This is a genomic window from Paraburkholderia sp. (genome assembly GCF_035501035.1).
GTDB lineage: Bacteria > Pseudomonadota > Gammaproteobacteria > Burkholderiales > Burkholderiaceae > Paraburkholderia.
In genome coordinates, this window is sequence record NZ_DATJWR010000323.1 from 1 (window position 1) to 13,084 (window position 13,084).

The following is a 13,084-nucleotide window of genomic DNA, read 5'->3' on the forward strand; positions in this document are numbered from 1 at the left end:
GCCGGGGCCTCGCTTTCAGCCAGCCATGCCGGCAACGGCTGAGTTCAGGCGCTGTTCGAGCGCTACTCAGGCGCTGATTGGTGCGCTGCACATCTAGTCCTTCCTTCTAATCATTTCGTATTGCTTACTCGTTCGGCTAGAAGAGAGCATAGGGCGTCCTGATTAATCTCGCGAAGATTGCAGGTGGACGCGCCGTACAACACCAGGCAAACACCAGGCGAACGGCCAACGGCAACGCCGTGACCTGAACATGAGGGGTATGAGCGCAAAACGATGAACCCGCACGAATACGAAATCCACGATGCACGCTTTCGCATGCTGCTGCAACCGAACGCGCAGTTCGAGAAGCTCGCGGGTGGCTGCATGTGGGCCGAAGGTCCGGTGTGGTTTCCGGCGGCCGATTTTCTCGTCTGGAGCGACATCCCAAACAACCGGATGATGCGTTGGGTGCCCGGCATCGGCACAGGGGTGTTCCGCGCGAATTCGAACTTCAGCAATGGCAACACGCTCGATCGCGAGTGCCGTCTCGTAACGTGCGAGCACGGCACGCGCCGCGTCACGCGCACGGAGCACGACGGGCGCATCACCGTCATTGCCGAGCGCTACGAAGGGCGGCGCCTGAATTCGCCCAACGATGTCGTCGTGCATTCGGACGGCTCGATCTGGTTCACGGACCCCGACTACGGCATTCTCGGCGACTACGAGGGTTACCGCGCGACGAGCGAGATCGGCGCGTGCCACGTTTATCGCGTCGCGCCGGAAACGGGCGCGGTGCAACGCGTGGCCGACGATTTCACGAAGCCCAACGGCCTTGCGTTCTCGCCGGACGAATCGCGCCTCTACGTGGCCGATTCCGGCGCTTCGCATGTGGAGAACGGCCCGCATCACATCCGCGTGTTCGACGTGGACGCGCACGGCAAGCTGCACAACCCTCGCGTATTCGCGGAAATTTCGCCCGGCGTGCCCGACGGCATGCGCGTGGACGAACACGGCAACGTCTGGACGAGCGCGGGCGACGGGATTCACTGTTACGCGCCGGACGGAACGTGCCTCGGCAAGATCGTCGTGCCGGAGACGGTGGCGAATCTCGTGTTTGGCGGCCCGAAGCGCAACCGCCTTTTCATCGCAGCCAGCACGTCGCTCTATTCGCTTTATGTTGGCGTGCGCGGCGTTGCCCATGGAGACCAGCAATGAGACCACTTGATCCGGCTGCGCCTTCGGCGCTTTCCGGTGCGTTGATTCTGCTCGATAGGCGCGACGACGTCGCCATTGCACGTGAGCAGCTGCTGCCCGGCTCGCCGCTGGATGGCGAACATGCGGTTGCAGGCTTGATTCCGGCTGGACACAAGGCAGCGCTGCGCGACGTCGCGCAGGGCGAACCGGTGCGCCGCTATGGGCAGATCATCGGCTTCGCGAGCCGCCCGATCCGCCGTGGCGAACATGTGCATACGCACAATCTCTCGATGGGGGATTTCGAACGCGACTACGCGTTCGGCGTGGACGCACACGAAACGCCAGCCGCCGCGCTGCCGGCCACGTTTCTCGGCATCCGTCGTGCAGACGGCCGTGTCGCGACACGCAACTACATTGGCATCCTCACCTCGGTCAACTGCTCGGCCACTGTCGCGCGTGCGATCGCCGACCACTTTCGCCGTGACATCAACCCGCAGGCGTTGGAAGCGTTCCCCAACGTGGACGGCGTGGTCGCTCTCACGCACGGCGAGGGATGTGCGCTCGCGGCCGAGGGCGAGCCGATTACGGTATTGCGGCGCACGCTGGCGGGCTATGCGCGGCATCCGAACTTCTATGCAGTGCTGATCGTTGGGCTGGGCTGCGAGACGAACCAGATCGATGGCCTCGTGGAGGCCGAGCATCTCGAACGCGGCGCGCGCCTCGTAACGATGACGATCCAGCAAACCGGCGGCACCGCTCGCACGGTCGCAGCCGGTATCGAACAAGTGCGCGCGCTGCTGGCCGAGGCGAATCGCGTGACGCGCGAGAGCGTCGAAGCGCGTCACCTGATGGTCGGCCTGCAGTGCGGGGGCTCGGACGGCTACTCCGGCATTTCCGCGAATCCTGCGCTCGGTGCGGCTGTGGACAGGCTGGTGGCGCACGGCGGTACGGCAATTCTCTCCGAAACGCCCGAGATCTATGGCGCCGAACATCTGCTGACGCGGCGCGCGGCGTCGCGCGAAGTGGGCGAAAAGCTGGTGGCGCGCATCCGTTGGTGGGAGGCGTACTGCGCGCGCATGGACGCCAGCATGAACAACAACCCGTCGGCCGGCAACAAGGCGGGTGGCCTGACTACGATTCTCGAGAAGTCGCTCGGCGCAGTCGCAAAAGGTGGTACCACGCGGCTCGTCGAGACGTACGAATACGCACAGCCCGTGCGTGCGCAGGGGCTCGTGTTCATGGATACGCCCGGGTACGACCCGGTGTCCGCCACCGGCCAGGTGGCAGGCGGCGCCAATCTGATTTGCTTCACGACGGGCCGCGGCTCCGCGTACGGTTGCGCGCCGTCGCCGTCGTTGAAGCTCGGCACGAACAGTGCGTTGTGGCGCCGCCAGGAAGAGGACATCGACCTGAATTGCGGACGCATTCTGGACGGCGAGCAAAGCGTGGACGAGGCGGGCGCCGCGATATTCGAGTTGATGCTCGCGACTGCCTCCGGGCAGCGCACGAAGAGCGAACGGCACGGGTACGGCCAGAACGAATTCGTGCCGTGGCACCTGGGAGCCGTCATGTAGAGCAGCAGGATAGGTGACGAAACGTCGTCAAACTCAGAAGGAGTCCTTTTCATGAAGGAAAAATCGCGCTGGCTGGTCGTTTTCTTCTGCTTTCTTGCCATTGCAGTGAACTACATCGACCGAGCGAATCTGGCGGTCGCGGCACCCCATATCATGAAGGACCTGTCCATCGGTCCTGCCGCCATGGGCCTGCTGCTGAGCGGCTTCTTCTGGACCTACGCCGTGATGCAGTTGCCATTCGGCTGGTTCGTCGATCGCGCCGGCGCGCGTATCGCACTGCCGCTCGCCGTAGGCTGGTGGTCGGTATTCACCGCGGCCACCGCGGCCGCAGGCGGCTTCGCGGCGATGTTCGGCTGCCGCCTGATGCTCGGCGTGGGTGAGGCGGGGGCGTATCCGTCGTGCGCAAAGCTGGTCAGCCAGTGGTTCGCGCGCGATGAACGTGCGCTCGCCACGAGCATCTTCGACAGCGGCTCGCGCGTGGGCTCGGCCGTGTCGCTGCCGCTCGTCGCAGCAATCATGGCCGCCTGGGGCTGGAAGGCTTCCTTCGTGATTACCGGCGTGCTCGGACTGGTGTGGATCGTCGGCTGGCTCGTGATCTATCGCGAACCGGCCGCGCGGGCCGCGCTCGAGCAGCCGCGCAGCGCCGCTCGTGCCGCGAGCACGATACGCTGGAGCACGCTTTTTCGCTACCGCACCGTGTGGGGCATGATGCTCGGCTTCTTCTGCCTGAACTTCGTCATTTACTTCTTCATTACGTGGTTTCCGAGCTATCTCGTCGAGGCGCGCGGTTTCTCGCTCAAATCACTCGGCACGCTCGGCACATTGCCGGCGATCGCCTCGATTCCGGGCGGCTGGCTTGGCGGGTGGCTTTCCGATGCGCTCGTGCGCCGGGGCTGGAGCCTCACTGCCGCGCGCAAGACGTGCATCGTCGGCGGCATGCTGCTTTCGTCGGTGATCACGCTGACTAGCGTTGTTCAGGATACCTACTTGATGCTCGTGCTTTTCGCGATCGCTTACGGGAGCCTCGCTGCCGCGGCTGCCAGTATCTGGTCGCTGCCGGCCGATGTTGCGCCCACCCCGGGACACGTCGCCTCGCTCGCGGGCATCCAGAATTTCGCCTCGAATCTCGCAGGTATCGCGCTCACTACCTTCACCGGTGTGATGCTTCAACTTACGCGCGGCTCGTTCACGATTCCGCTCGTCGTTGCCGGCGGCTTTTGCGTGCTCGGCGCGGTGAGCTATCTCGTGGTAGTCGGACGAGTCGAGCCGCTCAGAGCGCGCGCCGATTCGGCCGATATGGATGAATCGGCCTACGCGCCACGCACCTGAGCGCGCCGCCGCGCGTATCTCTTGCCTTCAATGTCACGCACAAGGTTCGGAACATGTCGAAAGCCAACGCATCGCCGGGTTCAGAAGTCCTCATCGATTCGCACGTGCTGCACGCATTCGTCGTCGCCATCTGGCGCGCTGCCGGAGCCGAGGCGCGCGAGGCCACGCTCGTGGCCGATCACCTCGTCGCGGCCAATCTCGCCGGGCACGACTCGCACGGCGTGGGCATGATTCCGCGCTACGTACTGTCGTGCCGCGAAGGCGAGCTCAAGCTGAACGCGCATGCGCGGGTTGTTCGCGATGCGGGTGCGGTGCTGACGATCGAAGGCGATCGTGGTTTCGGGCAGGTCGTGGCGTTCGAGGCGATGGAACGTGGCATTGAACGCGCGAAATCGCTCGGCGTTTGCGCGCTCGGGCTGCGCAATGCCCATCATATTGGTCGCATCGGGCACTGGGCCGAACAGTGCGCACGCGCCGGGCTCGTTTCGTTCCACTTCGTCAACGTGGCAGGCGATCCGCTCGTCGCGCCGTTCGGCGGCATCGACAGGCGCTTCGGCACCAACCCGTTTTGCGCGGCGTTTCCGCGCGCGGGACGCTTCCCCCTCGTGCTCGACTTCGCGACGAGCGCCATTGCCGCAGGCAAAGTGCGCGTCGCATACAACAAAGGCGTGGAAGTGCCCGAAGGCGCCTTGATCGATCACGAAGGGCGGCCGACGCGCGACCCCGGCGCGCTGTTCGACGGCGCTCAGCACGGCGCGCTGCGTGCCTTTGGCGGCGCGATTGCGGGCCACAAGGGCTCGGGGCTCGCGGCGATGTGCGAGATACTTGCGGGCGCACTCACGGGCGGCTTCACGACGCACGCGCAAACCATCGTCACGAGTCATGCGATCGTCAATTGCATGATGTCGGTGATCGTCGATCCGGCTGCGTTTGACGCGCCATCGCAAGAGAGCGAGGCGCAAGCGTTCGTCGAGTGGATGAAGGCGACGCGCCGCGAGCCGGGCGTCGACGAGGTGCTGCTGCCCGGTGAACGCGAGATCGCGACGCGGCGCACGCGCGGGGAGCACGGCATTCCGGTGGATGCGACGAGCTGGGCCCAGATCGTCGATGCGGCGCGGGCGGTGGGCGTTTCGGAGACGGCAATCTCCGCTTGCGGCAGCGGCCGCTAGACTCGCGGCCGAGGGGTTGGCACGTTCCGTGCGCGTAGTTGGATCATCCGAATTACCAAGGGAGATCCACGTGATGAACGACCAGCCCGAGAACCGCGAACCGCCCGACGACACGGCGGACCCGCGTCATGGCGACCACCCGAGGCCAATTGGGGACGCGTTGCCGATACCCACCGAACCGGGCCTCGACCAGCCGCTGCCACCGAAGACGCATCACGAAGCGCCATCGGAGAAACCGGGGGAGCGGCCGGACGACTCAGCGAAAGCGCCTTCGGGCGAGATTTCCCGACCGCTTGGCGATGCTGTGCCCACGCCTGCCGAGCCGGGTCTCGATCAGCCTTTACCTGCGAAAAAGACGTCATGAAATCGGGTGGTGTGTGCACCGTCAGGTCAGCGGGAATTGGGGATCGCTTTTTCCGCCGCGGTCTAGCCGTGCGGCCGCCGGGATTGCGGCGGAAATTACGCGAAAGCTGAAAGTCGCAAAGGCGCCATTGCGTTTTCAAAGGCGCCAATGCGTTTTGGAAGCGGAGCCGGAAAAGACGAGGGAATATCCCGATTGGTCATACCTGTCATTGATCTAGACTCCCTCCAGGTGCGGCTGTAGTGCGCCGCACGATGCGTTACCGGGTATCCAATTGCAGATTCACGTTCCATGAAACATCCGTTCGGGGGATGCCTACTCGGTGTTCTTCTCCTGGCGCTCGCGACCGCCGCAGCAGGCGAGCCCGCGAAGGCGAAGCCTGCCCGGAAGCACGTAGAGAGTCACGTGCAGACTCACGTAGAGAAGCACGTGCAGACTCACGCCCAGAGTCGTGTAAGTCATGTCCAGAGCCGCGTGGTTAGCGCGGCTCCAGAGCCACCCCCACCCCCGCCGCCAGATGCCTTGCCCTCAGTCTCGAAGCGGTACAAGTACCAGTCGCCGTTTGAAATGGAGTACGGCGCTCATCTGGCGAGCACCACGGGCATGACGCCTGGCGTCCTGCAGGGCGACGACGACCCACGCGAGGGTGCGCCCAACGGCCCGCGAACGCCGGGAGCGCAAGTGGATAGCGCAGGGGTGCCGTATCAGGCCCTCCATCCGCAGACGCCTCCTCTCGTCACCATGGGCGATTGGGACTTTTCGGCCGACGCTCACCTTCCGTTGACGCACACGCACGACACCGGTGCGGCCATCAGCGCGAAGCACGGCTTCTGAGCCTCGGCGGGCCGCGTCCGTTATCTGCCGAACGACAGCGGCGCCCCCTCGCACGGCTGCACGGTTCGCGCCGCCGCCGCGCCGGCAGCGGCGCGAACCGCAGGGTGCGCATGGGCACGCATTCGCCAACGCCCGCACGCACTGCGCCGGAGTGGCCGCGTTCCTTTCCAAAGCTGGCCAATGCGCCCTCAGTTCAGCATCAAGTCTTTCTACCGGGGCCTCACGTATTGCGATATCGATTTGGAAACGGAGTCGCACCAGTCGTCCATGATCGGTTTGACCGACTCAAACGTAATCACGGGCATGTTCGATGCAACCCGCTGCAAACGCTCGCCTGTATGCGTGCGCACGACCTTTGACAAGACCTCCCCGGAAACGCTGTCCGTAGCCATTGCCTCCACGAGCAGTTTCGCCTGCTGCGGCGCGCCTGCCACCGTATCGACCGCCATCGTCGCAACGAACGCCATCGGGACGACCTGATACGGCTTGAGCCCCTCAGCAGTACTGGCCACCCCGGTTATGGCCACCTGCAGCTTGACCACGCCCGGGCCGGGTGCATTCACGACCTTCGCTCTTGATGCAATCGCCTGCCTCAGGCACGTGGTGCCGTAGCTGCGTCTCTGATCGATCGTTGCCTGACTAAGCTGATCCGTCGGCTCGGCTCTCGGATACGTCACGATCGGTTCGACAATGAACGCGTTGTAATTCGCGGGGGGTGAGTCTGGGATTGACGTGTCGAAGGAACGTTTCCCCGTTGGCATCCTGGGTCTGCTGAAGATTGGAGTAGTCGCCCAGAAAGCCGGAGCTCCGTTTGCGACGGCGTGTTGTTACTCGCACATCCGGCAGCGAGCAGCGCTGTTGCCGCAATTGCGGTAATTCCGGAACAGATTGTCTTGCGTCCGGCATCCTTCTTGTTAGTTCGCTATGCTTATGAACCGGGGCTGGCCGATCGCATCGGCGTGCAATCGGCTTATGTCCGAAAATTCCATTTCGTTTTTTATTCCCGGTCCTGGTTCTAACGAGAGATGACGACCGTCGTCTCGGATTCGTACGCGATGCGCACGCGGCTGTGTCGCGCCAGCGACTGCATCACCTTCAGGAGATCGGGGCGACTGACCCGAACGGAATGGGCGGTGCCGGACTTGTCTTCGAAGGTAAGGAGATTGAGCTTGCGGTCGACGCCGGTGACCTCCGCCACGCCGCTGAAAACCCGCAGCGCGTGGAAGCCTTCCTCGTTGGCGCCCGGCGAATACTGCGTCACCTTCACGGTGTGTGCCAGGTGTGTGAGCGCCGCGCCGTTGGCGGGCGACAGTTCGGTGACGTACGGCTCCAGATAGCTTGCCGTGAGCTTGTCGCCAACCTTGATGGAGTCGAGCACTTCGCGGTGCGCTTTCGCATCGAAGCTCAGGTCGTCGTGGAGCGGCACGGCCACGACGATGATCGCGTTCTTCTTGTCGATCAGGGTGATGGTGCCGCTTTCCGTATCGACTGAGGCGCCGCTCGGCACGGCTTGCTCGCTCGCCGGGGATGCCGGTTCCTGCGCGCGGCACTCGCGCACCCACGCGCCCGACAGCGACGCAATCGTAACGAAGAGCGTCAGGCAGCGCGCGACGCAAACGCCTGTATTCGGTCGGAAGCGCATCGAAGTCTCCTTGATGCTATTGGTACGGCGCATACGCCACGCCAGCGGTTCGAAGCCCGAGCGGTTCATTGAGCCTGTGCGCGGTGAGGGCAGCACGCCCGCGCACCTCGATTGCGGGTGACCGCGGTTATTGCCCGAGCACCGTGAGCGCCTCTCGCATCGGGCCAAGGGAAACCCTCACCAGGCCGTCAAGTGGCGTGTTCATTTCGAGGATCATGTAGATCGCGATCGACGTCGAGAGTGCACCCAGGAACAGCGCGATAGTCACCGTCGCATTGGGGAACGTGAACAGGCCAAACGCGCAGAAGATGATGCACAACCAGAGCACGAGGGTCACGAGAAGCGGTATCGGCGTGGTGCCGGTCGCTTGAAGCAGCCCGAGTTCGCGCAAAGCGAAGATCTCGTCGGCCATCTCGGCTGCGCGTGCTTGCAACCGCCGCTGCATGTCGTTCTGCGGGGTGAGCTCCTGCAATTTGCGCTGGAAGGTTTCACCGCGTTTGTAGGCGTCGAGTGTATGCAGGCTGGCGATCTGCGCCCGGTCGTTTGACGAGATGATCTGTACGCCCCGTGCGACGCTTTGCTTCAGCAGTACGCGCAAGTCGTCCGTTTGCGGGCCGTATTGGGCTAGTATGCGATCGAGCAGGATGACGTTGGCGGCGTCGCGTGTCACCTCGCCGTTGACCGTGTCGAACGAACTCTTCGCCGAGGAAATCAGCAGGCCCAGCACGAGCGCGGCCAACGTGGCGATGAGGCCGATCGTGAGCTTGACGACACCCATCGACTCGTCGTTGAGATGGTGGTCCGGCAGCCGGCCGTGCAAATACATGCCCAGCACGGCGCTGCAAAAGACACAGGCAAATACGATCAACGAAACGCCCAGATGATGCATCGTTCGGTTCTCCGTCCGGGAGCGCCAACACCATGGATTTCATTGTGTTCGTCGTTCCGTGCGTTGCAGGCTGCGCGAGCGCGTAACCGGCCCAGTCGGGGCGCGTTTGTCTCGCGGCAGGCGTCCTCGGCGCGTGCCGGGTTCAGGCGTCGTCTCAAGGCGTCGGCACCACGCGGTAATAGACGCCGTTCGCACCGTAGGACGGCTTGAACCAGGTATTCCCGCACAGGTAGTAGGTGCCGCCTTGTACTGCTGGCGTACTGCAGCCGGCAGGCAGCGTCGCGTAGATCGCACCCATTGCGTAGCTCGCGCTTGGGGGAGGCACGGGCGGCGCCGCCGTGGCGGCGCCCCCCTGGTAGCCCGAGTTGTAGGCATTCGCAGCGGCTGCCTGCGTGTTGGCCGAAGCGATCGCGGCCCCGGCGGCGGCGCCGACCGCTACGCCCGCGGCTGCGGCGCCCGCAGTGGACCAGCCGCCGCAGTTGTAGCAGCCGGAGCCGTAGACGTTGACCGTGGTCGGCGGATGGTAGGCCGCATAAGTGGCGCCGTAGTAGTTGCTGTGGTACGAGGTGGCCCCCGACGCATTCGTGTAGGTCGTATAGCCGGAGCCCGTCGCGTGCGTGGCTGTGCCGCCGTTGGCTGCGTTGACGGTCGTGCCCTGACCGTAGGTATGGGTCGCGGTGCCGCCGGCCGAATTCGAGTAGGTGGTCTGGCCGGAACCCGCCGTGTGGCTCGCCGTGTCGCCGTAGCGGTTCGAAGCCGTGGTGCCCTGGCCATACGTATGCGTCGCGCTGCCGCCATATGGGTTGCTGTAGCTCGTTTGCCCCGATCCCTGTGTGTGGGTAGCGGTGTCGCCATAGCGATTGGTGGCGGTGGTGCCCTGTCCAGGCGTGTGCGTTGCGCTGCCGCCATATGCGCCGCTGCGGGTCATCGGCGCCGTTTGCGCCGTGCGCGCGCCCATCTCGCCACCTGCGTCCGCACGCGACCAGCCTCCCGCATGCTCCCACGCGCCGGCGAGTCCCGAGCCTAGCGCCGGGATCAGGATGCCGACAACCCGCACAACAGCTGTCTTCACGATGTGCCTCGTCAGTGGGGGGCCGAATGTGCAACATTCGGTGGCGGAACAAGATCGCGCGCGTTGTACGCATCGGGGCGCTCGAACGCAATGCGCGCCGCGCCGGCCAGATTGGCCGGCTGGAACGCATCGGCGGCCACGGGCGAATCCAGTGTCCAGTTCGACAGCGCCAGCACATGGCGCAGGCGGGCGGGATCGTTCAGGTAGACCGCATAGATTCGGCGCGGCAGCTTGTCTTCCGTGCCAATCCAGGCCTGCACGAATACGTCGCCTGTAACGTATGCGATCATGTCCGTCGTCGTGTCGCCGACCACATTCGACTGGCCGATATAGAACGCGATCTTCAACTGGTCGGCGATGTCCTTGTACGGATCCGCGACGATCACGTCTGTGAACGGAAAATAAATCTCGCTCAAGTCGTACGCCTTCTGAAGCGCGGCATCGATCGTGGGCGGCGCGTCAGCCACGGAGAACAGCTTCTCTGCCGGCGCGAACGCGGTCATCGTCTTGCCGTCGTAATAGAACTCCGAGCGCGGCCCGTCGCCGAGCGTGATCACGCGCAGCTTGTCGGGCCGCTGCATCGTCACTTCCGATTTGGTCGAGTAAATGAGGGGTGGCCCAAGACGGCTCGGATTTTCGTAGGACACGATGGCTGTGAACGTCATCGTCTTCGCAGCAGCAAGGCGAGCGCTCGCGGCCTTCAAGATGTCGAGTGCGCGCGGGTCCAGCCCGGGCTGGAAATCGGGCGCGCTGGCTTGCTGGGACCGTGAAGCGTTCCGGGCCGCGTTTGTCTGCGTCGTGCCGGCGCTTGCTGCAACGCAGACGCCCAGCATGGCAAACATCACATACGACACGAATTTCCGGCATGTCATCGCAGCCTCCTTGAGCGGGCCAGGCGCGACCACTGGGCAGGCGACGCTCAGGGGATCATCCCGCACTCGAACATCTTGTTTGCGATCGGTGCGGCCACCCGGTCGATGAACGCAGCGCGCACCTGCGGGTCGTTATGCATCACCTGTATCGCGTTTTCCTCGGCCTGAGGCCTGGGGCGCCCCTGCTTCTGCGCGCGTTCCTGCCATAGCTGCTCGCAGCTCGAATTCTGGTACTTCTGCACGAGCCGGTTCGCGACGGCGTCCAGCATTGGGTATTGCTGGGCGTATGCGGTGTTGGCGAGCAACGTCGCCGATGCCGTCAAAGCCCATAGCACGCGACTGTTCATGGTCGACTCCCGGTTCGTCATCGACAGCGGCGGGCGAGGATGAGGCAGGCGAGTATCGCGAACACCAACCGTCGCCCGTTGGCTGAATGATGCTTTGAGAAACGCTCGAGCAAGCGCAACTACGAGCAAAGCGTACGGAATCCAAAGCAAATTCGATAGTGGACCTTGGTCCTATATGTGGGCCGCAGCCGTTCTGTGGTGTTCGTGCGCGGCCGCACGAGGCGAGTGCACGCGCCGCACAATTTACTGGAGTGCGTCACGAGTTCGATGGCTGCGTCGCCGTTGGTGGGGCATCAGCTGCGCGAAGGGCGTTAGCACACGTATGAAGATTGCGCCGGCAGCGCCATGGTGTCTGCCGCAAATGCCTGGAAAGTCCGGTCACGTTCAGGGCGGCATCGATTGTGTTCGGCATCGCGCTCGCTGCCTGAAGCGCCGATTGGCGCATGCGTGAGTATGGGACCAAGGTCTCATTGTGCTTTGTCCTGGCCGCGACAACACTTGAGCGCAAGTAATCATGGCGACCATGCGGCTTCGTATTCCGCTGAAAGCTTGCAAGCGCAGTCGACACCATGCACCAGCATTGCGCGCGATCTGACTGGACCCAGGTTCCGTAGCCGCCTCGATTCGGGCCAGAAAGGCCGAGTCCGGAGGATGGCGGCCATTGGACCGGCCGCCGCGTCGAGACTTTCTCATGGCCAAGCGAAATGCATACGTAGCGGTTGTCGACGACGACGAATCGGTCGGTCGGGCGATCAAGCGTCTGCTGCGTTCCTTTGGAATCGACGCGGACACGTACCTGAGCGGCGAGGCGTTCCTCGACACGCTGGCATCGCAGCAAGGGCGGCGGCCGGACTGCGTGATCCTCGACATCCAGATGCCGGGAATGAATGGCCTCGACGTGCTCGAGCGCCTGGACGGCAGCGGCATCCCCGTGATCTTCGTCACCGCTCACGACGACGAAGACACGCGCCAGAAGGCGCTCACGTCGTCGGCAGTCGGGTATCTGTGCAAGCCCTTCGACGATTCGGTCCTGTTCAGTATGGTGCAGGCGGCGCTCGGCAAGACGTCCGGCCCATGAGATCCCGGTCGAGGTGTGCGCGCATGAATATGGGACCAAAGTCTCATTGTGCATTCCCGGCGCGGCGACGACACTTGACCGAAAGCGGTCGTGATGCTCATGTGGCCCCTATTTCACCGTTGGCTGGCAAGTGGGGGCGGCGTCTTGTTCAACCCTGTTCGCGCGTTCGAGCCCCCTTGGCGCTGAACGATCGGGAAACGGGTGCGAACGTCGGCGCGGTTGCTGGTGCCGGCTGTGTGACCGGCTGACTTGAACGACGAGATCGAGGGAATCGAAATCTTCTTGCGGAGCCGGTGCAGCACTCACCGTGGCGAACTGAAGAATTAATTTGTATAACGAAATAACGGGATGAGGGAGGACGATTCCGCAGAACCCGAGCACGAGAAGCGGGGTCCGCGGACCGGCAGCCGGTGCAGGCGCATTGGCGCCGCAAGCCGACGCACGAGCAGCAGAAGGCCGGAGATTCAACCGGGATACGCAGCGCCTGATCGCGACAGTCGAGCGCGCCATGACGGGTTTGCATGAGCGGCACGGGCATCGTGGTCATGCGGAGGAATAAGTCATGAATAGAATGGCGGTAGCCCGATCGATGGTTCGTTCCATGTGCAACGCGCGCCTCGAAGGCGGCGGCCGCATGTCCGGCATGGACCCGGCTCACTGCGGGAGGTCTAGCATGAGCGGCCCGTTTGCTTGCACGCGTCGACTGTTCGCGGGATATGCGCTGTGTCGCAGCGTCCTGCCAGT

General features: G+C 64.0%; 14 protein-coding genes. 7 read left to right on the forward strand and 7 right to left on the reverse strand.

All coding sequences use genetic code 11. The annotated features are described in order from the left end of the window. Window positions 1-273: 273 nt before the first annotated feature. From VMJ11_RS23740 to VMJ11_RS23760, 5 genes are all read left to right on the forward strand, one after another. The gene (locus VMJ11_RS23740; protein ID WP_325622347.1) at window positions 274-1,194 is read left to right on the forward strand and encodes an SMP-30/gluconolactonase/LRE family protein; all 921 of its coding nucleotides are present in this window, start codon (window positions 274-276) and stop codon (window positions 1,192-1,194) included. Next, on the forward strand, window positions 1,191-2,747 hold the full coding sequence (locus VMJ11_RS23745; RefSeq protein WP_325622349.1) for an altronate dehydratase family protein: 1,557 nt from the start codon (window positions 1,191-1,193) through the stop codon (window positions 2,745-2,747). Before VMJ11_RS23740 ends, VMJ11_RS23745 begins: the two co-directional genes overlap by 4 nt. Before the next feature lie 51 nt (window positions 2,748-2,798). Further along, window positions 2,799-4,076, forward strand: a complete 1,278-nt coding sequence (locus VMJ11_RS23750; RefSeq protein WP_325622351.1) for an MFS transporter — start codon at window positions 2,799-2,801, stop codon at window positions 4,074-4,076. A 53-nt stretch (window positions 4,077-4,129) separates the two neighbouring features. Then, a complete protein-coding gene (locus VMJ11_RS23755) occupies window positions 4,130-5,245 on the forward strand; it encodes a malate/lactate/ureidoglycolate dehydrogenase (protein ID WP_325622353.1) in 1,116 nt (371 codons plus the stop codon). Between the two features lie 73 nt (window positions 5,246-5,318). Continuing rightward, entirely contained in the window at window positions 5,319-5,609 is a 291-nt protein-coding gene (locus tag VMJ11_RS23760) for a hypothetical protein (protein WP_325622355.1), read from the forward strand. Between the two features lie 312 nt (window positions 5,610-5,921). Here the strand turns inward: VMJ11_RS23760 and VMJ11_RS23765 are convergent, their stop codons facing one another. Next, window positions 5,922-6,068 carry a hypothetical protein gene (locus VMJ11_RS23765; protein ID WP_325622357.1) on the reverse strand — a complete coding sequence of 49 codons (147 nt, stop codon included), beginning with the start codon at window positions 6,066-6,068 and terminating at the stop codon, window positions 5,922-5,924. A gap of 105 nt (window positions 6,069-6,173) precedes the next feature. Here VMJ11_RS23765 and VMJ11_RS23770 point away from each other — a divergent pair, with 105 nt between their 5' ends. Further along, the gene (locus tag VMJ11_RS23770) at window positions 6,174-6,440 is read left to right on the forward strand and encodes a hypothetical protein (RefSeq protein ID WP_325622359.1); all 267 of its coding nucleotides are present in this window, start codon (window positions 6,174-6,176) and stop codon (window positions 6,438-6,440) included. A 209-nt stretch (window positions 6,441-6,649) separates the two neighbouring features. Here the strand turns inward: VMJ11_RS23770 and VMJ11_RS23775 are convergent, their stop codons facing one another. From VMJ11_RS23775 to VMJ11_RS23800, 6 genes are all read right to left on the reverse strand, one after another. Next, window positions 6,650-7,201, reverse strand: coding sequence for a DUF3313 domain-containing protein (locus VMJ11_RS23775; protein ID WP_325622361.1), 552 nt, complete (start codon window positions 7,199-7,201; stop codon window positions 6,650-6,652). 254 nt (window positions 7,202-7,455) lie between these two features. Beyond that, window positions 7,456-8,082 carry a hypothetical protein gene (locus VMJ11_RS23780; RefSeq protein ID WP_325622363.1) on the reverse strand — a complete coding sequence of 209 codons (627 nt, stop codon included), beginning with the start codon at window positions 8,080-8,082 and terminating at the stop codon, window positions 7,456-7,458. A 127-nt stretch (window positions 8,083-8,209) separates the two neighbouring features. Further along, window positions 8,210-8,971, reverse strand: a complete 762-nt coding sequence (locus VMJ11_RS23785; protein WP_325622365.1) for a hypothetical protein — start codon at window positions 8,969-8,971, stop codon at window positions 8,210-8,212. 154 nt (window positions 8,972-9,125) lie between these two features. After that, entirely contained in the window at window positions 9,126-10,043 is a 918-nt protein-coding gene (locus VMJ11_RS23790; RefSeq protein WP_325622367.1) for a hypothetical protein, read from the reverse strand. 11 nt (window positions 10,044-10,054) lie between these two features. After that, window positions 10,055-10,915 carry a DUF2092 domain-containing protein gene (locus VMJ11_RS23795; protein WP_325622369.1) on the reverse strand — a complete coding sequence of 287 codons (861 nt, stop codon included), beginning with the start codon at window positions 10,913-10,915 and terminating at the stop codon, window positions 10,055-10,057. A gap of 47 nt (window positions 10,916-10,962) precedes the next feature. After that, complete coding sequence (locus VMJ11_RS23800; protein ID WP_325622371.1) at window positions 10,963-11,262, reverse strand: hypothetical protein; 300 nt, start codon at window positions 11,260-11,262, stop codon at window positions 10,963-10,965. 691 nt (window positions 11,263-11,953) lie between these two features. Here VMJ11_RS23800 and VMJ11_RS23805 point away from each other — a divergent pair. Further along, complete coding sequence (locus VMJ11_RS23805) at window positions 11,954-12,340, forward strand: response regulator transcription factor (protein WP_325622373.1); 387 nt, start codon at window positions 11,954-11,956, stop codon at window positions 12,338-12,340. The last annotated feature ends 744 nt before the right edge of the window (window positions 12,341-13,084 follow it).